We start from the raw sequence: 22,036 nt of genomic DNA on the forward strand, positions 1-22,036 counted from the left end.
GTAAACAATAGGAGGGAAAGGGATGGAGATCCAATTAGCCAGCAGAGTGGGAGCACTAACTCCTTCATCAACATTGGCAATCACCGCAAAAGCAAAAGAATTGAAAGCACAAGGGAAAGACGTGATAGGACTAGGAGCGGGAGAACCTGACTTTAATACACCACAGCATATTATTGATGCTGCTGCTAAGTCAATGAATGAGGGGTTCACTAAGTACACACCAGCCGGCGGTCTGCCAGAGTTGAGAAAGGAAATCGCAACGAAGTTAAAAGTTGATCAAGGACTAGAATATCAGTTGAATGAAATCATTGTAACAAGCGGCGCTAAGCATGGCTTGTACACCCTTTTCCAGGTACTTCTTGATGAGGGTGACGAAGTGATCATTCCGATTCCTTATTGGGTCAGCTATCCTGAGCAGGTGAAGCTTGCAGGAGGAACTCCTGTCTACGTGGAAGGGATTGAAAAGAACAACTTCAAAATCACCCCTGAACAACTAAAGGAAAAGGTCACCGACAAGACAAAGGCGGTTATCATCAATTCCCCGAGCAATCCTACCGGAATGGTTTATTCCAGAGAAGAATTGAAGGCTCTTGGTGATGTATGTCTTGAGTATGGAATCCTGATCATCTCTGATGAGATTTATGAAAAGTTAATTTATGGAGATGCTGAGCATATCTCAATTGCTGAGCTCTCAGAAGATCTTAAAAAGCAGACGATCATCATCAACGGCGTTTCCAAATCCCATTCAATGACAGGCTGGAGAATCGGTTATGCAGCAGGGAACAGTAAAATCATCAATGCAATGACCGACCTTGCAAGCCATAGTACATCGAATCCAACGACTCCTGCCCAGTATGCAACGATAGCAGCTTATGCAGGGTCACAAGCTGCTGTAGTAACAATGCGTACGGCTTTTGAAGAAAGACTGGAAATCATTCATGCGAAGCTGAATAAAATACCGGGATTCAGCTGTATAAAGCCTCAGGGAGCATTTTACCTGTTCCCAAATGCAAAAGAAGCGGCACTTATGGCAGGCTGCAAGGATGTGGATGAGTTTGCAGAAGTCTTGCTGACAGAAGCGAATGTCGCGGTAGTTCCTGGCTCGGGTTTTGGAGCTCCTGACTATATGCGACTGTCATACGCAACATCCCTTGACCAGTTAGAGGAAGCGATCAGCAGAATTCACCACTTTGTTGAAAGCCGCGTGTAAAAAAGGAAACCGAGAATCAACGGCTGATTATCCGTTTTCCAAGTTTTAGAGATCTCTTGCATTGTTCACAAATTACACACCCATGGATAAGGCCCGTTCATTGCGGGTCTTGTTGTATTTTACTGAATAAAAAAGTATAAACTTTTTTCACTTAGATTAGTGTCTAGCTCCAGCGCCTACCCCCTCGAGTCGCTTCGGTCCGCTCAGGTGAAGTCAAAGAGCGACTTCACTGGTCGGCCCTCCAGCGCTAGTCGGGGCTGACCAAGGCGCTTGCGCTTTTCTTAGGGAACCATGTTTTATTTTGGGAAGTAACGGCCTTGCTTTTCGTTATTTTTCGACTAATTTCCCTTTTTAATCTTTTTCTATTTTATTACCAGCCGGGCTTGTTCATGCTATACTATGAAAAGAGGTGTCCGGAATGAAAAAAGCAGATATGTTAGATTGGCTGAAAGAGGGGAATGTTACAATTCCTGCTGCATTGCTTACGCAGTACAAAGAAATGAGATTGAACGAACAAGAATTAGCATTATTACTTCATGTATTCTATTTTTCTGAAAAAGGAAATGAATTTCCTACGCCTACAGAACTTGCAGCCCGAATGACGATATCAGCTTTCGAATGTACAGATTTGCTCCGAGCACTGATTCAGAGAGGGTTTATATCGATAAGTGACGGGAATTCCACGGACGGAATCAGATATGAAAAATATTCACTGGAACCACTGTGGGAAAAGCTGTTTGATCAGTTTATGCTCAAACGGAAACAAGAAAAAGAGTTGACCAATCAGAAGGAAGAAACGGATTTATATACAGCGTTTGAAAGGGAATTTGGACGGCCATTATCACCATTTGAATGTGAGTCACTGGCAATGTGGATGGATGATGATCACCATGACCCTATCATCATTAAAGCTGCTTTAAGAGAAGCTGTCATTTCTGGAAAATTGAATTTTCGGTACATAGACCGGATTCTTTTTGAATGGAAGAAGAATGGAATCAAGACGATCGAACAAGCCAAAAGTTATGGAAGGAAATTCAGGCAGCACCAGAGTGCTCAAAAGACAGGGAAGGAAGAAACTAAAGTTTCTGCGAATCCTGTTCCATTTTATAATTGGCTTGAACAGTAATTGCAACGAGAGAATTCAACCATTCTCTCTTTTTTTAGGTTTTTTTCTGGGCGTGATGTCTTGACTGAAATAATTTATATAGAAATCGTAAATTTAGGAATGTGGTGAGATATATGTTAAATAAACAGGAGATCAGGTTTTGCCTTGATGAAATGGGAAGTATGTTCCCAAATGCGCATTGTGAGCTGATCCATTCAAACCCTTTTGAATTAGTGATTGCAGTCGCACTATCTGCTCAGTGCACGGATGCATTGGTGAATAAGGTGACCAAAAACTTATTCCTAAAATACAAAAGTCCTGAGGATTTTTTGAGTGTTTCATTGGAAGAACTGCAACAGGACATCCGGTCAATTGGATTATTTCGCAATAAAGCGAAAAATATCCAAAAGCTTTGCAGGATGATAATTGATGAGTATGAAGGAGAGGTTCCGCAGGACAGGGATGAATTGACGAAGCTTCCTGGCGTTGGGCGTAAAACTGCCAATGTCGTGGTGTCAGTCGCTTTCGGTATTCCTGCCATTGCAGTTGATACACATGTGGAGCGTGTCAGCAAGCGCCTGGCTTTTTGCCGCTGGAAGGATTCAGTTCTCGAGGTTGAGAAGACACTGATGAAGAAGATTCCTGAGGAAGAATGGTCCATTACTCATCACAGGATGATTTTCTTTGGACGATACCATTGCAAAGCCCAAAATCCTAAGTGTGAAACATGTCCGTTACTGGATGTGTGCAGAGAGGGCAAAAAAAGAATGAGAGCCAAAACGTAATGGAAAGAACAAATATTTCCTCTCAGGATCATGTACAAGCAGTGGAGAGGGTCCTAGGTGAATGGGGCCAGTGCAAAGATGAACTAGATATTCACTTCAAGAACAGAGATAGCGACAGGGCACTGCCGTGGATGAAGAGGGCAATTGATCTATTTGAACAGTTCCTTTATCTTTCAAATAGCATGAATCAAGATTTATGTTCGATTACAGACTGTGAAATCAAACCGGTGAACGTAGAAGAAAGGCTTGAATTTATCATATCAAGACCCAAACTTTTTCATTCTTATAAACAACTTGCTGAATTGTTCGCTGAACAGGAAAAACAGTTTGCCAAACATGTGGCTTTAAATAGAGCAAAAAACAAACGTCCTGATTGAGTCAGAACGTTTGTTTTTTATTGTTTTATTGAGTTCTGGGATGGAGATCAGTCGTCGTCTCCATCATCATTGTTGTTACCATTATTATTTCCTTCACCGTCACCGTTACCGGGATCATTTCCATTTCCATTCCCAGTTCCGGTCCCATTCCCTTGACCATTTTCATTTCCTTCATCTTTCTCATCTTCTTCTTTTTCTTTCTGGCCGTCTTCTGGTTCTGGCAGGAATGGTTCTGGAACTTCAACTTTTAGAGTGGCTGGATCAGATCGCTGTTCACCACGTATTGCTGTGACTTTGAATGAATAAATTCCGCCTGGAACTGCATTGGCGATTTTTAAGCCTGTCTCTGCAGTAGTGGTCAGTGTTTGCTCAGGACCTTCATCAAGGGATGCGGTCACCTCGAATTGGATATCTTCTTTATTCTCCTGATTGAATTCCCAGCTCAGGAGAATTTCATTTTTTGTTTCATCGTATTTAGCTTCAAGCTTTGAAGGAGTTTCGAGCTTTTCAAACTTCTTGGAAGTTTCCTTTGGTACATTGCCCTTGACTGCCCATTCATAAATAATTTCATCCTTTGGAGTGTATTCACTGGCTAGTTTTGCAGGCATTGTGCCTTTTTCGATTTTAACCTTCTCAACACTCTTTGGTACGGTGAAATCAGGAGTATCTACATCTTTTGAAACATAGGTCATCAGATCCTTGAAAAGCATCTGTGATATTTTTTGTTCGGTTCCATACAATGCGGTCTTTCTGTCATTGTAACCGGTCCATACCGATGCAGTATACCTTGTTGTATAGCCTACAAACCAGGAATCTGGAACACCGCCATTATTAATGCCCCATGTATTAATTTCATCCTGTGTGTAATTTGTTGTTCCGGTTTTACCCGCCACATGCAGGTTGGAAATGTTTGCGTAAGTTGCACCAGTTCCTTGCTTGATGGCCGTTTTAAGCATATCTGAAATCATAAAGGCAGTATAGTCTTTCATGACCACCTCAGTTTCAGGGGCCAAATCAATTTCTGTCTTATCACGCAGGACAATTTTATTCACAGAGTATGGCTCTGTAAAGAAACCATTGTTTCCGAATGCCGCATAGGCACCCGCCATTTCGATCGGCGCAATTTCATGTGCACCGATTGAAGCAGATTCGAAGATAGGGTCTTTTAAAGTCAAACCAAGATTGACACCGAATTCTCTGGCTTTCTCATCACCGACAGCTTGGAAAGCCTGCAGGGCTGGTATGTTGATGGATTTGGCCAAGGCCATCCTCATCGTCATGATCCCGTTGTACTTGTCGTTCCAGTTACCGATCGGTTCGCCATTGGAATAGGTCATTGGCTTATCTTCTAGCATATGGTAGGTACCCCATCGTAAATGCTCGATTGCAGGGCCATAATCTAGGATTGGCTTAATCGTTGACCCAGGCTGTCTTTTAACATCTATTGCATAGTTCAAGCCTCGCTTGACCTGCTGTTTCCTGCCGCCGCCAATCGCGCGTATTTCCCCGGTTTTCGTATCAAGAAGTGTAATGCCAGCCTGCATTTCATCATTAGGGAATTGTACCGCTGAATCTGTATTCAGGATACTCTCTACATGCTTTTGTGCGCTTTGATCCAAGGTTGTATAAATCTCAAGTCCATCGGAAAAAATATCAAAATCGGTTTTTTCTGTAACTTCCTCGATTACCATGTCAATAAAGGCATCGAATGGTTCTTCGTTCTTGTTATTTCTGTTTTCTTCCTTCACTAGGCTGGATTCAACAGGGATTTTTTGGGCGTTTTCTTTCTCTTCCTGTGAAATGAACCCATGTTGATGCATCAAATATAATACAGTGTTCCTTCGCTTCTCCGCTTTTTCAGGGTTCGTAAAAGGGTTGTAATTATTAGGGCTCTGAGGCATACCTGCAAGCAGTGCAGCTTCATGAAGCTCAAGCTCACTTAAATCATCTTTGCCAAAGTATGTCTTTGATGCAGTCAGGACACCATGCATATTTTCTGACATATAAATTTTATTTACATACATTTCAAAGATTTGCTGCTTTGTATACTTTTGTTCAAGCTGGTAAGCTAACCATGCTTCTTGTGCTTTCCTTGAGATCGTTTTTTCAAACCCAAGGAAATAGTTTTTGACAACCTGCTGTGTAATGGTGGAAGCACCTTCGGATCCAAACCCGTCAGTTATATTGGCTATAACCGCTCCACCAAGACGGATGACGTCAATCCCATTATGTTTATAGAATCTTACATCCTCTGTCGCTAAAAAGGCGTTTTCGACTAGCTTTGGTATATCCTCATAAGCTACATAATCCCGGTTCTGCGAGCCTACTTCAGTTACAAGCTCTTTATCTTTATCATAGATTTTTGAAGAGATAGGGTCTTTGAGTAAGGACTCATCGAGTTTTGGTGTATCCTGTATCATGAATGCGAAGGTAGCGATTCCGGTCAACATGCCGATGATGCCAAGGGCAATCAGCGTTAGGAAAATTTTCTTGAAGGTTCCTTTATTCGCTTTCTTGCCTTTTGTTTTCTTTGTCTTGGCTGCTTGTTGCTTTCGGCGCTCCTCTCTAGTTTGAGGTTTTTGTGCCATATATAGTTCATTCCTTTCTCGCAATAAAAAACTAACTAAGTTTATAAAGATAATCGATAACTTTTATATAGTCAATCCTTGGGTGAAGACCAAGGGGGATTGGATGACCAAATTCGATGACTTCTTCCTTTGTGATTGACTTTCTGCCGCCATTTTTCATTCTTTCCCAGAAAGTCAGCAAATGGCTCGCTTCCAGCATGTAGATCTCTTCTTCCGAGGAGAAACGGAGGATAACAAAACATATACCTCCTTGCTCAAGCACAGCTTTCATATGGACAATCTGATGTTCATGGAAGTTTTTCAAAGGGAAAGATGTTGAAAACTTAGTTTCTTTCGCTTCAAAATCGATGTACCTTCCTTTGTATATCCCATTATAGTCTGTAGTAGAAGCTTGTTTAAAGTATGCCTCTTTTATAACAGCTGCACTCCTGCGGGGATAGTCCACATTAACAATTTGAACGGGTGTCGGTTTTTTATGGATGACCGCTATGCCCCGGTCCACATAGTAGGAGTTTGTTTCATTCAAGTCCTCCTCCAATGTCATTCCTCTATTACTATAGGCTGCATTTTTTTGAACCCTGGCTTTCTTTGCTGGCTCTGTATTTGTGTTTGGTGAATATTTTTTCCCATTTGGATAATTGAATATCAAGCTGACCACCTCGCAGACTACTCTATATCATACCAAATATCAACAGATTTTGGTTGAATAAAAAGCCTCATTTCAATTCACCCTATAAAGAACCTATAGAGAAGGAAGAGAAAAGGTGTGTCAATAACCCAAAATCCTCAATTTCATCAGCTTCCTGACCATGAAGCTGAGATCATCCGAAAAATAAGGCTTGAAACTGATGAGCTGAATTTGGACAATATCTCTAGAACTAAAGCGTATCTTGATTTTTATCTTGAGTATCCCGAAATGATCTGGGCGTTCCTGACCAGCATGGTTTCAAGGAATGGCGGCTATAGTATGTGTGACCTTGAGGGTGAGTGGTTCCCAAAGATGCTGGCTCCTCCTATACGCCAGCGGTTGTTCCTCACATATGAAAGGGCCAATTGGCTGATATTCCGCGATGCCTTTTCGCAGCTCACTCTATACTCTTATTCGACGAAAAAAAAAACACCAATGTTTCATTTGTTGAAATTCCTGGACGTTTCCACGTTTATGGAAAAAGAATGGCAGCTATTTTGGGAGCGTGGAGATAAAAAAAGATTGTTGACCGCATTAATCATCAATGAACAGAATGTTATTCATAAGCCAGTTATAAAACATCCGGTTTATAAAAAGAGAGTATTTAACACAATGATGTTTTCCTTTGAAGATTATCTGCATTTCAGCACTGTCCTTTTTCCAACATGTGAGGGAGAACTCTACGGGGCAAGCGTGAATGGATTTAAATCTGTGAGTAAAAGAATAAATCTTGGGAAGAGGCTTGCTTCAATTTTATTTGATCAAAGGTATTATCCCTTATTTCTGGAATTTGCGGTCCGAACAGAACATACTGCTTCAAGACATGACTATGAACAGTACTTTCCTCACGATAAAAAAAGAGACACTCCATTTCTTCGCTGTACTTATCCAATCATTCAGCATCATTTCCATCAACAGGGTGACTGGTATGAGGAGAGGAAATTTCACCTGAGGTGGTTTAGCAAGGAACTCAATCAGAAACATCCTGTTCACTTGACGAAGTGGTATAAAAAAAAGCAAAAACAATTACATGCCATGATATCGGTAAAGGAATTGTTCACTTCAAATTGATCCAAACAAAGAAGCAAGGGAGCTCCCTTGCTTTTTGTTTAATCCAGCTCCAGCGTCTAGCCGGTTTTCATCCCCAAGACAGCTCCCGTGAGTATCTTGCGAGAAGCGTTAAGCAGTTCGAGGCGCGGGAGCATTATGTCTCACTCTGCAGGTCGGTTTGGTCCTTCCAGCTTCTTGTCGCCATAGCCTGTTTTCTTCTCAGCCATTTTATTGGGCTGCTGAGCAGTTTTTTGTTGTTTCTTATTCATGTGAACACCTCCCGAGATTAGTTTGTTCATTTGCTGTTTTTTCATTCGGCAATTGAATGTCGAAGGCTGTAAAGATTGATGCTGAAAACCACTTTGTTTGCCGAATTGCTACTAGTTTTGTCAACGGTGAAGGAGGTTTCAACAATAAGTAGAATTTACAGGTAAGTTCCTATATTTCCTCATAGAGGATTCGTTGTCGTTCAGCAGGGTGCATGCTGCTAGACCTTAAAATAACTATAGTTGGGAGAGATTGACCGATGAGACCAGGAATTGAAAAAGAAGAGATTTTAGGGATGTTGACTGATATGGACCATAGCCTTGAAGAGACGGATATCAACCTGCATGAGTATTTGGTGGAAATACGAGAAACGATGTGCCTGACACATTCATCACAGTTATCAGAAACCGGCATTTTTTTAGACAGAATGGAAGGCAAGCTGCCTCAATTCATAAAAACTGAATTACAAGCAAAGTCAGAGCAATCCTCCTTAAAACTTGAATTAAGTTTTTAACTTATATTAGAATGGATTCATATTTAAGTAGCTTTCTTAACAGAAGGCTGCTTTTTTGTTTAAGTCCATTGAGAGAACTAACGCCATTAACAAACAATAAATTAGATTCAAAGAAAGTGTGATTAAAGTGGAAATGGAAAATAACATTCTTGCATTATCCAAAAAAACTGCTGGTTGATGTGGAAATAGCTCATAAACGATTTCATCTTTCAAAGGAAGAGGGAGTCAGGGGTGACTTTCATTCAGAAGTAAAGCCATTCGCTGATGAGGTGAAATTGGCAGCAGATTCATGGAGAGCATTAGCAAGCCAATGGATTAGGGAAAATAGACCAAAGAATCTACATGCTAATCAAATTGAAACTGCGGCCGACTATCTGGAAGTCATTTCTGTCCAGGCTTTTTTTCCTGAAACGAGCAAGAAAAGATTCCTTGATCAGATTCAGTCCGTTGAATTCATATTAAATAGCATGATCATTGCCGTTGAGAAAGCAAAGCAGTGAAAATAAAGAAGCACTAGATCTATTGTTATTGATCTGGTGCTTCAATCCTTTTATATCGATATTTCTTTCTGATCCTCGGGAATGAAAGCTCCTTGCAATTCCAGCTCACGAACCAGGTTCCGGTATTCTAAAATGGTAATCTCATTCTGAATGTAAGATTTTTTAGTAAAATCGAGCAATTCATTTACATGTTCCGAAGAGCATTCTTTTGTCTCGGCAAATAGATTTTTTAGTTCGTGAACGTTCATTTTTCATCCTCCTCCATCATTTGAAATAATCGTATCATAAAATTGGAATTGTCTTTTATTTTTCAAAAATTGAAACTTCCGACAACATATTTCATCGTTAGACAAAATCGGAAGTGCCTTCCAGCCTTATCACCAACTGGGCGGCAATAACATATAATATCGTAATGAAAACTTGGAGGAGGATGTTCGCCATGTTTGGCCGCAGAAACAATATGAATGCCAATCATCCACAATGGTGGGAATACCATTATAATCCAGATCTAAATTATATATATGGGAATAACCAAGGTTTGAACCGGCAGCAACCGCTCCCTCAACAGTATAACAATCCAAATTGGAATGGGATGCCAGGAAATTGGCAAAACCAATATATGCAGCAGGAGAACCCGGTGAACCCATATATGCAGCAGGTCAACCCTATGAATCCAAATATGCAGCAAGCGAATCCTTATTGGAATCAGCCTAACCAAATGGGCGGGAACAAGAATGACTATTCTAAGATGCTTTTCCAAAACCCGCTTGAGCCTGAGGGAGACCCCATCTACGGGTACTATAATCCACAAGCGGATTATCAGAACTTCAACCCATACCCACAATATGCGTTCATGCCTAAACAGCCCTCTGGCTTGCAGTCAATCATGAACTCTTTCAAAAGCCAGGATGGAAATTTGGATGTCAACAAAATGGTAGATACTGCTGGACAGATGATGAATGCCGTGACACAGGTGTCTTCGCTCGTCAAAGGTCTAGGCGGAATGTTTAAGGTGTAATTAAGATGGAGATTTCCAGATTTTCTGAAATACTATGAGGTGAATCGAAAGCTATAGGAACAAAAAAAAGCAGGCTATCGAATAATTAGCCTGCTTGTTTTTTGATCATACCCTTATGCGAGGTTTTTGTCCGCTATAAGGGTACGATAAAGAGCAAATCGTATCCTTATGCGAGGGTTTCGTCCGCTATAAGGGTACGATAAAGGGCAAATCGTATCCTTATGCGAGGGTTTCGTCTGGTATAAGGGTACGATAAAGAGCAAATCGTATCCTTATGCGAGGATTTCGTCCGCTATAAGGGTACGATAAAGGGCAAATCGTATCCTTATGCGAGGGTTTCGTTCGCTATAAGGGTACGATAAAGGGTAAATTGTATCCTTATGCGAGGGTTTCGTCTGGTATAAGGGTACGATAAAGGGCAAATCGTATCCTTATGCGAGGGTTTCGTCTGGTATAAGGGTACGATAAAGGGCAAATCGTATCCTTATGCGAGGGTTTCGTCCGCTATAAGGGTACGATAAAGGGCAAATCGTATCCTTATGCGAGGATTTCGTCTGGTATAAGGGTACGATAAAGGGCAAATCGTATCCTTATGCGAGGATTTCGTCCGCTATAAGGGTACGATAAAGGGCAAATCGTATCCTTATGCGAGGATTTCGTCTGGTATAAGGGTACGATAAAGGGCAAATCGTATCCTTATACGAGGGTTTCGTCTGGTATAAGGGTACGATAAAAGTTTTATCATTTCATTCAACGTGATCTGACAATATATCAATCTTCTTGCCTTGTTTTTTTGTGATTTTGACTTCAAGTAGACCGTTTCGATAGGAAGCGCGGGTCTTTCTTTCATTGACCGGAACTGAAAAGGGGATCGTCCTGCTTAATTGCCGCGCCGCAGCCATGTGCCTCTCCGTTTTTGAGACTTCATTGACTTCCGAAGTGACGTCAGTTTGATTGACCAGTATTGTCAGCGAATTATTAATTATATTTATGGAAATCTGGTCTCTTTTAACTCCTGCCAATTCTGCTGTCACAATATATTCCTTTTCTGTTTCTTGCACCCCAACATTGAAGGGTGAATGCGGAAAGGGCTGTCTGAAAAAATCATCAATACTTTGGAGTATGCCTTTTACCGGCTTCTCCTGCATCAGCTGGTTTACGGATTTAAACCATTGTTCAAGGGCTTCATGTCTTTTTGGTCGGTCAGGATTGTTGGTTGCCATCGATGCACATCCTCCTCTGCAGAAATTCATATAAATAGGTTATGTTGAGAAGAATGTCCATGTTCAAGATTGAGCTATTATTTCCTTGATGACACTTCATTCCATCGCCTTACCTTTTTGAACACTTTGTGAAAAATGCCTTAAGTGTGATTTAGGTCACATAACCATAATTTCATCCTCGGTATGCTAAAAACAGTAAATAACGCAGAAGAGGGGAATACACATATGTTTTGTTACCAGTGTGAGCAAACGCCAACAGGAGGATGCACAGTTGTTGGTGTATGTGGAAAAGATGAAACAATTGCAAGTCTGCAAGACACTATGATCTTTGCTTTAAAGGGGATCGCAGCATATAGAACACATGCCAACCAGCTTGGCTTTACTGATCCATTTGTTGACGCAACAACCCACGAAGCATTATATATGACATTAACTAACTCAAACTTTAATGTACAAGAACATATCGACATGGCTATGAAGGTTGGTCAATCAGCGGTTCGCGTGATGGAGCTGCTGGATGAAGCACATACAAGCCGCCTTGGTATCCCTCAGCCTGTAAAAGTCAGCCAGAATAAAATTGAAGGAAAATGCATCGTTGTAACGGGGCATAACCTATTCGCACTTGAAGAATTGCTTAAACAAACAGAGGGAAAAGGCATCAACATTTACACTCACTCAGAGATGCTTCCAGCGCATGGCTATCCGGCATTGAAAAAGTACCCGCACCTTAAGGGGAATATCGGAAAAGCATGGTTTGACCAGCGCCGCTTGTTTGAAAAGTTCCCAGGAGCAATCCTGGCTACGACAAACTGTGTAATGCCAATCAAAGGTTCATATGCAGACCGTATGTTTACTTATGAAGTTACAGGTCTTGAGAATGTAAGAAAAATAGAGAATGATGATTTCACCATGCTAATTGAAAAAGCTTTGGAGCTTCCTGAGGCGAATATGGAATCTGAAGAAACATTGGTGACAGGCTTCCATCATGAAACAGTGATCGGCCTGGCTCCAGAGGTCATCGAAGCAGTAAAGTCCGGAAAGATCAAGAGATTCTTTGTGATTGCAGGCTGTGACGCTCCAGGTAAAGGCGGAGAATACTACCGTGAGCTTGCAACATCACTACCTCCAGAAGCTGTTATCCTGACAACTTCTTGCGGAAAGTTCCGATTCAATGATGTGGATTATGGAGTGGTTCCTGGAACTGATATTCCTAGATACTTGGATCTTGGACAGTGCAATAACTCTGTTTCCACTGTAAAAATCGCTAAGGCATTGGCTGATGCGTTTGATTGTGAAGTAAATGATCTGCCTGTAAGTATCGTCCTTTCTTGGTTCGAGCAAAAGGCTGTAGCAATCCTGCTTGGATTGTTCAGTCTCGGAATCCAGGATATTCGCATTGGGCCTAAGCCGCCAGAATTCATTTCTGATGGAGTGATGGAAGTACTTCAGGAAACCTTCAATCTGAAGTTGATCACAACGGCACAGGAAGATTTGGAAACAATGATGGGGTTAAGCAAAACTGAATAATAATATGAACGCCCGAAGCATAATATTGCTCCGGGCGTTTTTTATATACTGGGAAATGATAAAAAGATGTCGATGTCGAAAACAATCCAGTTTTTTTTTCATCAAGCTCGAGCGGCCTAGCCCCTCGAGACGTTTGTCTTTTGTTCGGGTTCCTTATTCATATGCTAGTAAAAAAGATGGTAGTGGGTTTGCCCAACTACTAGTAAATTAAACAAGCTCATCCATCAATATGTCCGGGTCTAATATCATGTTCCCATTGGAATCAGTGGTGATCAATTCTTCCTTTTTCATTTTGGTCAGCGTTCTGCTAACCGTTTCCCTCGTCGTCCCAATCATATTGCCCAGGTCTTTATTGGTGAAATCAGCCCTTAACAGAACTGTGCCGTCTTCCTGTTTTTCGCCATGAAGTTCACCCAATCTGATTAAAAGCTTAATAATCTGTTCGTAAGTATTGTTCAGGATTTGTGCTTCAAGTCTTTCTTGAAGGTCAACGATTTTTTCTCCAAGTACTTTGAATACCTTGATGCTTAAGTGAGGGTTATCAACCAAAACTTTCTCAAATTGCGAAATCGGTACGACAACAAGACTTGCCTGCTCCAGTACTTCAGAATAACCTGGATATCCGCCCTTTCTGAAAAATCCTACGTGAGGGAACATTTCTCCTTTTTTCAAAATAGCCACTATTTGCTCGCGGCCATTGGCATCACTTTTATATATTTTCACTTTTCCTTCATTAATAAAATACACATTTTCGAGCGGATCGCCCTGCATGAAAATATGACTATTTTTCTGCCATTCTCGTGAAATGGATATATCCACAATCTTTTCAAGTTCATAGTCATCAAGGTCCCTGAACAAAGAAAACCTGGCCAGAATACTTTTGATTTCAATTTTATCCAAAAGAAACACCTCTATTAGCTACTGTATGTCCCTTCTATTTTAGCAAAAGGTTGTATTAATTGACATAACTGATTGTTCCAAGCTTGGTAGAAAAGATAATCTAAAAGGTGGATGCAAAAAAATAGCAATATGATTTATTGAACTTTTATCTTTTGCAACGAACGTTTATTCGCTAAAATAAGAATAACGAGGTGAACGCTATGAAAGTCCGGAAAAACATGCAAGAGATTTTGCAAGAATTAAAGGTTAGTGAATCGGTAAAGAAAAATATAGTCCACTGGCATACGATTGAGGAGAAAGAAGCCCAAACTGAAGAAATGCCAGAGGGATTGAGTGAGATTCTGAAAAGAGCATTAGATAGACGTGGCATTTCCCGCTTGTATACACATCAAAAGTCTTCTTATGACCAAATCATGAATGGGCAGAGTATTGTGGCTGTCACACCTACAGCTTCCGGAAAGACACTGTGCTATAACTTGCCAGTACTTCAATCAATCATTGATGATCCGAACGCAAGAGCGCTATATATGTTCCCGACAAAAGCACTGGCACAGGACCAAAAGAGTGAGATCAACGAGCTGATTCAGGAAGCGGAGCTGGCAATCAACAGCTATACATATGACGGTGATACTCCTTCTAATATCCGTCAAAAGGTAAGGAGGGCAGGGCATATCGTTATTACGAATCCGGACATGCTCCACTCTGCGATCTTGCCGCACCATACAAAATGGGTATCCTTGTTTGAGAATCTCAAGTATGTAGTCATCGACGAATTGCATATTTACCGGGGAGTTTTTGGCAGCCATGTGGCAAATGTCATCAGAAGACTAAAGAGAATCTGCAATTACTATGGAAGCGATCCTGTTTTCATCTGTACCTCTGCGACGATAGCGAACCCGCTGGAGCTTGCTGAAGGTCTGACTGAAAAGGGTATGGTTCTGATCGATAATAATGGAGCTCCTTCAGGCAGGAAGCACTTTTTGTTCTATAATCCTCCAGTTGTCAATATTCCGCTCAATGTTCGCAGAAGTGCAACCCTTGAAACAAGAAGGCTCGCAGGTGAATTTTTAAAAAATAGGATCCAGACCATCGTGTTTGCAAGAAGCAGAGTGAGGGTTGAAATCCTGCTGACTTATCTTCAGGAGTTGGTCAAGCATAAGCTGGGACCAAAGGCTATCCGAGGATACCGGGGGGGATACCTTCCGACAGAAAGGCGTGAAATCGAAAAGGGCCTACGCTCAGGTGATATATACGGGGTTGTCAGCACGAATGCGCTGGAACTTGGTGTCGATATTGGACAGCTTCAGGTATGTATCATGAACGGTTACCCTGGAACGATTGCAAGTGCCTGGCAGCAGGCTGGAAGGGCAGGACGGCGCCACGGGGAGTCTGTTGTCATCATGGTGGCCAGCTCCAGTCCGCTGGATCAGTACGTTATCCAGAATCCCGATTACTTTTTCAACCGCAGTCCGGAAACTGCCAGGATCAATCCGGATAATTTAATTATCCTTATCGATCATATCAAATGTGCTTCCTATGAATTGCCATTCAAAAAAGGTGACACTTTTGGAGCTGCAGAAATTGAGGAGATACTTGATTATTTGACGGAGGAGCGTATTCTTCACCAAAACGGTGACAAATGGTTCTGGATGAATGATGCATTCCCCGCTCACAATATCAGCCTTCGTTCAGCTTCACAGGAAAATGTGGTAATCATCGACCAGTCAGATGTAGCCAATGTCAGAGTGATTGGCGAAATGGATACTTTTTCAGCCATGACGCTTCTGCACGAAGAAGCCATTTATCTGCATCAAGGAATCCAATTCCAGGTGGAAGAGCTTGATTGGGAGGAAAAAAAGGCCTATGTCCGTGAAGTTGATGTTGATTATTTTACTGATGCAAATCTCGCAGTTCAATTGAGCGTTCTTGAGGAAGATAAGGTGAGGGGCAATGCTGAATCAGAAATCGGCTTTGGAGATGTCAGCGTTAGAGCGATGGCAACGATTTTCAAGAAGATCAGGTTTGAAACTCATGAAAATATCGGTTCAGGACCGATTTATCTTCCGGAAGAGGAACTTCATACAAGCTCAGCATGGATATCGCTCAACAAGGAATTGTCCGAATTTGGCCATGACAGGCTCGAGGAAGGGCTGATAGGTGCATCACAGGCATTGAAGCATATCGCCCCATTGTTCGTGATGTGTGACCCATCTGACGTCCATGTAGTCCCGCAGGTGAAAGCAGCTCATAATGAAAAGCCGACCATCTTCTTTTATGACCGCTATCCTGGAGGAATTGGCTTGAGCGAGAAAATCTATTCCGGAATCGAAGAAATCCTCAATCAAGCAAAGGAAATGGTGATGCATTGCCAGTGCTCTGACGGATGTCCGTCATGCATTGGCACGGATACCACATCGATCCATTCAAAAAAGGACGTAGTGAAGCTGCTGGATCTGTTCCTTGAAGCAGCAGTGTAAGGGAGGAGGGGGAGAATGAGCCTTAAGAATAAATTAAACCGGTTAAAGCCTCATATACAAAGTGGAATTGAAAAACAAAAGCCTATGCCGGCCGAAGCTAAAGAAACTCTGGAAATTCCGTATATGGAAATATGGGAGCAGCAACAGGTTTCCCCCTTCTATTTTGATGATCAATATTGTCTGGTCAGGGAAGTCAGTTATCCGCTTGATCACCAGCATGGGCATTACCGATTCGGCGACTTGATCGAGGCTGTTTCGCTCTGGAACAAGGAGGGAACGAAGCATCCGCTATCTGCAGCCGGTCACACTCCTTTGGATCTGGTGTTTTTTGATACCGAAACAACAGGTCTTGGAGGAGGAGCAGGCAACACCATCTTCCTGCTTGGCCATGCATCCATAGAAGGGAATTCAGTGAAGTTGAAACAGCATATCCTGCCGAATCCAGGAGCGGAAGTTGCTCTTTACCAGAGCTTTCTGACAAATGCTGATTACACGACATTGGTTACATACAATGGCAAAGCCTTCGATTGGCCACAGGTCAAAACGAGGCACACTCTTGTCCGTGACCATGTGCCCAAACTGCCTTCCTTTGACCATTTTGATTTGTACCATGCAGCGCGAAGATTATGGAAGCATAAAATTGAGCGGATGAAATTGAGCATAGTGGAACAAGAGATATTAGGTCTTGAAAGAAAGGATGACATTCCTGGCTTTTTGGCGCCAATGATATATTTTGACTTTCTGGAGAGAAAAAACCCAGAAGGATTGCTGGGTGTCATTAAGCATAATGAAACAGATATCCTGTCATTATTGACGCTCTATACACATTTAACCTTCCAGATTCTCGGAAGGGACAAGGCCCAAACATCACGGGAAACTTACGAGGTTGGACGCTGGTTTTCATACCTTGGTGAGTCAGGTAAAGCCAAGCAAGCATTCACTGGGCTGCTGGATGGTCAAGATGAAGAAGCGGTTTCAGCTAAGCATGCACTGGCTTTTGAGTATAAGAAGCATAAGGAATGGAATAAAGCGGTTGCGCTATGGAAAGAAAGTGCAGCCAAAGGGACAAAAAAGCAGCGTAAAGAAGCGTGCATCGAGCTGGCCAAACATTACGAGCACCGCGAGAAAAATCTTGAACAGGCGTTGCAGTATTGCTCGCTTGCTGAAGAAATACACAGCGAAGAAAAGGGAACAACAAAAAAAGACATGATTTTTATCCAGGAGCTTGAAAAAAGAATTCAAAGGATTGCCCGGAAAGAATTTCCCGGGCAAGCGCAAAATTCGCCAAAGTAAACTGGTTTTATGCTAAAATTCGCCAAGTACACTTGAATTGTAACAAAATTTTAACATTTATCTTTTCAAATCCTGTAATATCCTGTTGTATGTATTGTTTAGACATTGTAAAATGTAAAATTGTATGGTGTTAAAAAAGAATATAATATTACGGGGCGGGTTTGATGTACAAAGCGGTATTAATTTTATATTTTGTCGTAATCACTCTCATCGCTGTTATTTTCAGCGGTCTTAAGGACAACTTTTACACATTCCTATAAAAATCAAATAAGGGCATCCATTGCAGATTTTTATGAAAAATAGGTGTTTTCATTAGTACAAGACGCATCACTTCTTCATAGGCTGATAATGTAAACAATAAGTCTAAATGAAAGGAGTTATGCACTATGCACTGCAAGCCGACACATGTATTGCCAGCAGTAGTTCATCCTACAAAGTGCTGTACAAACCATAACTTTACAAACAATGTGGTTCCGCATATTCATCCAACACACACTACAAACGTAAATCACATCAATTACGATCATGTTCATTATTTCCCGCAGACACAGTCCACGGTTAATCAGGTGACCCACCAGAATTTTTATGGCGGACCTGGTCCGGTACCAGGCGGAGTGGCTCCAGTTGGTCCTAGACCACGCCCGGGATTTGGCGGTCCAGGATTTGGGCCAGGATTCGGCGGTCCAGGATTTGGTCGATAAAATGACTTCAACAAGGGCTCTTGTAGCCCTTGTTTTTTTGACAATTTCAGGTGTAATATTTACTCCTAAAAGGGAATACCTTCAATATGGATTTATTCATAATTTGTTTTAAAGGAGATTACATGGCAAAAGTAGCTGCGATATCTGGGTATAAACCTTTTGAACTTGGCGTATTCCAGCATGATCATCCGTCAGCTGAATACATAAAAATGGCGATAAAGAAGAGCCTGATTCCATTAATTGAGGAAGGACTTGAATGGGTGATGATAAGCGGACAGCTCGGTGTTGAATTATGGGCTGGTGAGGCTGTATTCGAGCTGCAGGAAGAATTTCCTGACTTAAAACTATCGGTGTTCACACCATTCCTTAATCAGGAGGACAAATGGAAAGAGACCAACAAGGAGTGGTATGAATCCGTTATGGCCGGAGCTGACCATGTTGATTCCATCACTAAAAAGCCTTACGAAAAACCTTGGCAATTCAGGCTGAAGAATCAATTTTTTATAGAGAAAAGCGACCTGTTGGTCCTGCTTTATGACCCTGAAAAAGAAGGCAGTCCAAAATTTATATATGAAACGGCAAAAAGATATCAAGAAACTAACGATTATGATATAAGATTAATTACACTATATGATTTACAAATGGTCGTTGAAGAGGAGCAATTGAAGCAGCAGGGTTTTTAATTAAAAGTCTTTCTCTGTTGAAATTTCCCTGTTTGTGTAGCCATGTAAAATGCTTATAAAAGAAAAATTGACAAATCGCCTTGTTTTTGAAAAAATAAATGTGACGATTGGGGTATAATTGAGGTGAATGGAATGCTATCCGATAAAATACAGTTAAATGCTAAAGATATTTTAGAAAAAGAATTCAAAACAGCAATGCGGGGTTACAAACCAGAAGATGTTGATAAATTTCTTGATATGATCATCAAGGACTACGAAGTGATGCAGCAGGAGATTGAAGAGCTTCAACAGGACAATTTGCGTCTTAAAAAGCAGCTTGACGAAGCTTCGCGCCGACCAAGTACACAGGCAGCTGGTACAACTAACTTCGATATCCTTAAAAGGCTTTCGAATCTAGAAAAGCATGTTTTCGGCGATAAACTTTACGATTGATCCAGTATTTGCTAGTTTTTGAAATGTATTACCATTGCTTTTCAAACCTATTTTTCATATAATGTTTCTTGTAGCTGTTAATAACGTTCGGGTAATCGCTGCAGTTCTGCTGCAGAGGAAAGTCCATGCTCGCACAAGCTGAGATGCTTGTAGTGTTCGTGCCTGGCCAATTCATAAGCCAGGGCAGTCGGGCTCACGCTCGGCTGACGGCCGGGAAAATGCCTAAGTCGGCAACGATATGGCATGAATACCTATAAAAGTGCCACAGTGACGGAGCCTTCCGAGAAATCGGAAGGGTGGAACGAGGTAAACCCCACGAGCGAGAAACCCAAACGATGGTAGGGGCACCTTCCTGGAGGAATTGAACAAAGGGAAGGACAGATGAGAACTCATCTGTAGATAGATGATTACCACCGGAGTACGAGACTTATGGTCGTTTGCAGTACAAAGGTACAAAACATGGCTTACAGAACGTTATTAATGGATTTGTATGAGTGTTTACTAGAGCCCTCCTTTTGCCAGGAGAGCTTTTTTTATGTATATTAAGTGTTATTGGGCAACTTATTAATGAAGTACATAAGATATTGGATATAAAGGGTGAAACGATGAAGAATTTTGATATAATTGCAACCTCTGCGATGGGTCTTGAAGCAATCGTCGCAAAGGAAGTCCGGGACCTTGGATATGAATGCCAAGTAGAAAATGGGAAGATTACTTATAAAGGTGATGTCAGGACAATAGCCAGAAGCAATATGTGGCTCCGTACTGCTGACAGAATCAAAATCAAAATTGGTGAATTCAAAGCCTATACATTTGACGAATTATTTGAAAAAACTAAAGCCCTCCCATGGGAAGAATTTTTACCGGAAAATGCTGAATTCCCTGTTTCGGGTAAGTCAGTAAAATCTAAGCTTTTCAGTGTATCTGACTGCCAGGCGATCGTTAAGAAAGCGATTGTTGAACGAATGAGAAAATCTTACAAAAAGACTTCATGGTTTGAAGAGAACGGGCCATTGTTCAAAATAGAGGTAGCTCTGCTAAAGGATGTCGTAACTTTGACAATCGACACAAGCGGAAGCGGCCTTCATAAGCGTGGATACAGGTCTGGACAGGGGGAGGCTCCATTGAAGGAGACGCTTGCTGCTGCCCTGGTCAAGCTGACGAATTGGCATCCTGATAAACCATTCGTTGATCCATTTTGCGGGTCTGGAACAATTCCGATTGAAGCTGCGTTAATCGGTCAAAATATTGCGCCTGGTTTTAATAGAGAATTTGTATCAGAAGCCTGGCCTATTTTTCCTGATTCTATTTGGGACGAGGTAAGAATGGAAGCAGAGGACCTTGCTAATTATGACCAGCCTTTAGATATCAGCGGGATGGATATCGACCACCGGATGGTGAAAATTGCAGAGGAAAATGCCTTTGAAGCAGGTCTTGGCGATTTGATTTCATTCAAACAAATGCGCGTGCAGGACTTTACGACAAAGAAGGAATATGGTGTCATTGTTGGCAACCCTCCATACGGTGAGCGATTGGGTGAAAAGAAAGCTGTTGAAGAAATTTACAGCCAGATGGGTGAAGCCTTTGCTCCACTTGATACTTGGTCAATCTATATCCTGACATCTAATGAGGACTTTGAACAAGTATACGGAAAACCGGCAACAAAGAAACGGAAACTGTTCAATGGGTTCATTAGAACAGACTACTATCAATATTGGGGCAAACGCCCTCCAAGAGTTGAGAAATAATTAGAAGTACACGCAAAACCTCCTGTCGAACAGGAGGTTTTTTGTGTTTTGTTTAAGGGATTTTTGTGGATAACACTATTTTATGCTTTATTCGTTTAGGCACATGTTCGAAAAACAACGACACATTATTTTCTGGAATAAATAAGGGTGGTGGGGAATAAAATACATTTACATCAACTTTTGACACATAGATTAATGTCCAGCTCCAGCGCCTAGCCTATCGAGTCGCTTGTCTAGCTGTGGCTCCTAACTCCTCGAGACGTTTCGGTCCTGCCAATGAAGTCAAAAAAAAACGACTTCACTGTCAGGCCCTCCAGCGCTTGTCGGAGCTGAGCAAGGCGCTTGAGCATTTCGTATGAATGGAGGGATGGCAATGAATTATTCTTTTATCGACTTTCAACGTATCTCAAAAGCTCTATCCAGCAGTACTGAGGCTTTGCGCAATGAATTGCATGCTGATGAATTCCAGCTGGCCGACTTGAAGGAAGCAGAAAACAACTTTCGTCAGGCATTGTCATTTGGCCTTTCTAATGCTAAATAACCTGCAAAGAAACGCTTGGAGCCCAAGCGTTTCTTTTTTGCTATTTTATATGAATACTTCATTTATTTTTCTAAAAGGTATTGAAACGTGCGGGTGTTCAATTAAAAACCCTGCAGAAGTCTTTTTCCCTCCTCCGTTATCCGATCGGGTGTCCAGGCTGGTTCCCAGGTCAATTGTACGTCTGCACGGTCAATTTCTTCCATGCTTTGCACAGAATACTTAATACCGCTGGCGATGCTGTCATGGAGAGGGCAGCCTGGAGTCGTGAGTGTCATTAAAATTCTTGCTGTGCGAGGTTCTGGAACGCCGATTTCATAAATCAAGCCAAGGTCAACAACATTAATATTCAATTCTGGATCTATCACAGTTTTTAAGTTTTCCCTGATTTTTTCCTTTAATTCAGTCATTT

Annotated in this window: 22 protein-coding genes and 1 other RNA gene; 17 read left to right on the top strand and 6 right to left on the bottom strand. The window is 41.7% G+C overall.

What is annotated here, in order from left to right:
• Positions 1-28 precede the first annotated feature (28 nt).
• The 4 genes from LC048_RS06660 (at position 29) to LC048_RS06675 (ending at position 3,477) form a co-directional block, all read left to right on the top strand.
• Positions 29-1,210 carry a pyridoxal phosphate-dependent aminotransferase gene (locus tag LC048_RS06660; protein WP_226602376.1) on the top strand — a complete coding sequence of 394 codons (1,182 nt, stop codon included), beginning with the start codon at positions 29-31 and terminating at the stop codon, positions 1,208-1,210.
• A 418-nt stretch (positions 1,211-1,628) separates the two neighbouring features.
• The gene (locus tag LC048_RS06665) at positions 1,629-2,336 is read left to right on the top strand and encodes a DnaD domain-containing protein (protein WP_226602272.1); all 708 of its coding nucleotides are present in this window, start codon (positions 1,629-1,631) and stop codon (positions 2,334-2,336) included.
• Positions 2,337-2,449: 113 nt separating this feature from the next.
• Positions 2,450-3,100 carry an endonuclease III gene (gene nth, locus LC048_RS06670; protein WP_226602273.1) on the top strand — a complete coding sequence of 217 codons (651 nt, stop codon included), beginning with the start codon at positions 2,450-2,452 and terminating at the stop codon, positions 3,098-3,100.
• On the top strand, positions 3,100-3,477 hold the full coding sequence (locus tag LC048_RS06675; RefSeq protein WP_226602274.1) for a YpoC family protein: 378 nt from the start codon (positions 3,100-3,102) through the stop codon (positions 3,475-3,477). Before nth ends, LC048_RS06675 begins: the two co-directional genes overlap by 1 nt.
• A 47-nt stretch (positions 3,478-3,524) precedes the next feature.
• Here LC048_RS06675 and LC048_RS06680 read toward each other — a convergent pair whose 3' ends face one another.
• Both LC048_RS06680 and recU read right to left on the bottom strand, forming a co-directional pair.
• Complete coding sequence (locus LC048_RS06680) at positions 3,525-6,065, bottom strand: penicillin-binding protein 1A (protein WP_226602275.1); 2,541 nt, start codon at positions 6,063-6,065, stop codon at positions 3,525-3,527.
• A gap of 31 nt (positions 6,066-6,096) precedes the next feature.
• Positions 6,097-6,714: a Holliday junction resolvase RecU gene (recU, locus tag LC048_RS06685; protein ID WP_226602276.1), complete on the bottom strand. Its 618-nt coding sequence runs from the start codon at positions 6,712-6,714 to the stop codon at positions 6,097-6,099.
• 123 nt (positions 6,715-6,837) lie between these two features.
• On the opposite strand from recU, the gene LC048_RS06690 reads away from it, so the two are divergent.
• From LC048_RS06690 to LC048_RS06700, 3 genes are all read left to right on the top strand, one after another.
• Positions 6,838-7,824, top strand: coding sequence for a DUF2515 domain-containing protein (locus tag LC048_RS06690; protein WP_371932048.1), 987 nt, complete (start codon positions 6,838-6,840; stop codon positions 7,822-7,824).
• A 505-nt stretch (positions 7,825-8,329) separates the two neighbouring features.
• On the top strand, positions 8,330-8,584 hold the full coding sequence (locus tag LC048_RS06695) for a hypothetical protein (RefSeq protein WP_306049795.1): 255 nt from the start codon (positions 8,330-8,332) through the stop codon (positions 8,582-8,584).
• 149 nt (positions 8,585-8,733) lie between these two features.
• Entirely contained in the window at positions 8,734-9,084 is a 351-nt protein-coding gene (locus tag LC048_RS06700) for a YppE family protein (RefSeq protein WP_306049797.1), read from the top strand.
• 50 nt (positions 9,085-9,134) lie between these two features.
• Here the strand turns inward: LC048_RS06700 and LC048_RS06705 are convergent, their stop codons facing one another.
• On the bottom strand, positions 9,135-9,332 hold the full coding sequence (locus LC048_RS06705) for a YppF family protein (protein ID WP_226602280.1): 198 nt from the start codon (positions 9,330-9,332) through the stop codon (positions 9,135-9,137).
• Between the two features lie 191 nt (positions 9,333-9,523).
• Here LC048_RS06705 and LC048_RS06710 point away from each other — a divergent pair, with 191 nt between their 5' ends.
• Entirely contained in the window at positions 9,524-10,102 is a 579-nt protein-coding gene (locus tag LC048_RS06710) for a YppG family protein (RefSeq protein ID WP_226602281.1), read from the top strand.
• Positions 10,103-10,848: 746 nt separating this feature from the next.
• Here the strand turns inward: LC048_RS06710 and LC048_RS06715 are convergent.
• Positions 10,849-11,325, bottom strand: a complete 477-nt coding sequence (locus tag LC048_RS06715; protein WP_226602282.1) for an Hsp20/alpha crystallin family protein — start codon at positions 11,323-11,325, stop codon at positions 10,849-10,851.
• Between the two features lie 225 nt (positions 11,326-11,550).
• Here LC048_RS06715 and hcp point away from each other — a divergent pair, with 225 nt between their 5' ends.
• Positions 11,551-12,852, top strand: coding sequence for a hydroxylamine reductase (hcp, locus tag LC048_RS06720; protein ID WP_226602283.1), 1,302 nt, complete (start codon positions 11,551-11,553; stop codon positions 12,850-12,852).
• A 207-nt stretch (positions 12,853-13,059) separates the two neighbouring features.
• Here hcp and LC048_RS06725 read toward each other — a convergent pair whose 3' ends face one another.
• Positions 13,060-13,752 carry a Crp/Fnr family transcriptional regulator gene (locus tag LC048_RS06725; RefSeq protein WP_226602284.1) on the bottom strand — a complete coding sequence of 231 codons (693 nt, stop codon included), beginning with the start codon at positions 13,750-13,752 and terminating at the stop codon, positions 13,060-13,062.
• Positions 13,753-13,952: 200 nt separating this feature from the next.
• Here LC048_RS06725 and LC048_RS06730 point away from each other — a divergent pair, with 200 nt between their 5' ends.
• The 8 genes from LC048_RS06730 (at position 13,953) to LC048_RS06770 (ending at position 21,627) form a co-directional block, all read left to right on the top strand.
• Entirely contained in the window at positions 13,953-16,229 is a 2,277-nt protein-coding gene (locus LC048_RS06730) for a DEAD/DEAH box helicase (protein ID WP_226602285.1), read from the top strand.
• A 15-nt stretch (positions 16,230-16,244) separates the two neighbouring features.
• A complete protein-coding gene (locus LC048_RS06735; protein ID WP_306049798.1) occupies positions 16,245-17,522 on the top strand; it encodes a ribonuclease H-like domain-containing protein in 1,278 nt (425 codons plus the stop codon).
• Between the two features lie 386 nt (positions 17,523-17,908).
• Entirely contained in the window at positions 17,909-18,223 is a 315-nt protein-coding gene (locus LC048_RS06745; RefSeq protein WP_226602288.1) for a CotD family spore coat protein, read from the top strand.
• A gap of 122 nt (positions 18,224-18,345) precedes the next feature.
• Entirely contained in the window at positions 18,346-18,906 is a 561-nt protein-coding gene (locus LC048_RS06750; RefSeq protein WP_226602289.1) for an SLOG family protein, read from the top strand.
• A 132-nt stretch (positions 18,907-19,038) separates the two neighbouring features.
• The gene (gene gpsB, locus LC048_RS06755) at positions 19,039-19,338 is read left to right on the top strand and encodes a cell division regulator GpsB (RefSeq protein WP_226602290.1); all 300 of its coding nucleotides are present in this window, start codon (positions 19,039-19,041) and stop codon (positions 19,336-19,338) included.
• Between the two features lie 83 nt (positions 19,339-19,421).
• Positions 19,422-19,810, top strand: an RNA gene (gene rnpB / locus LC048_RS06760) — RNase P RNA component class B.
• 133 nt (positions 19,811-19,943) lie between these two features.
• A complete protein-coding gene (locus LC048_RS06765; protein ID WP_226602291.1) occupies positions 19,944-21,086 on the top strand; it encodes a THUMP domain-containing class I SAM-dependent RNA methyltransferase in 1,143 nt (380 codons plus the stop codon).
• Between the two features lie 373 nt (positions 21,087-21,459).
• Positions 21,460-21,627: a hypothetical protein gene (locus LC048_RS06770; RefSeq protein ID WP_226602292.1), complete on the top strand. Its 168-nt coding sequence runs from the start codon at positions 21,460-21,462 to the stop codon at positions 21,625-21,627.
• Between the two features lie 101 nt (positions 21,628-21,728).
• Here LC048_RS06770 and LC048_RS06775 read toward each other — a convergent pair whose 3' ends face one another.
• Positions 21,729-22,034 (bottom strand): metal-sulfur cluster assembly factor, encoded by a 306-nt coding sequence (locus tag LC048_RS06775; RefSeq protein ID WP_226602293.1) that lies wholly within the window; start codon positions 22,032-22,034, stop codon positions 21,729-21,731.
• Positions 22,035-22,036: the final 2 nt, after the last annotated feature.

The sequence above is a fragment of the Mesobacillus subterraneus genome, from assembly GCF_020524355.2.
Taxonomy (GTDB): Bacteria; Bacillota; Bacilli; order Bacillales; family Cytobacillaceae; genus Mesobacillus; species Mesobacillus subterraneus_C.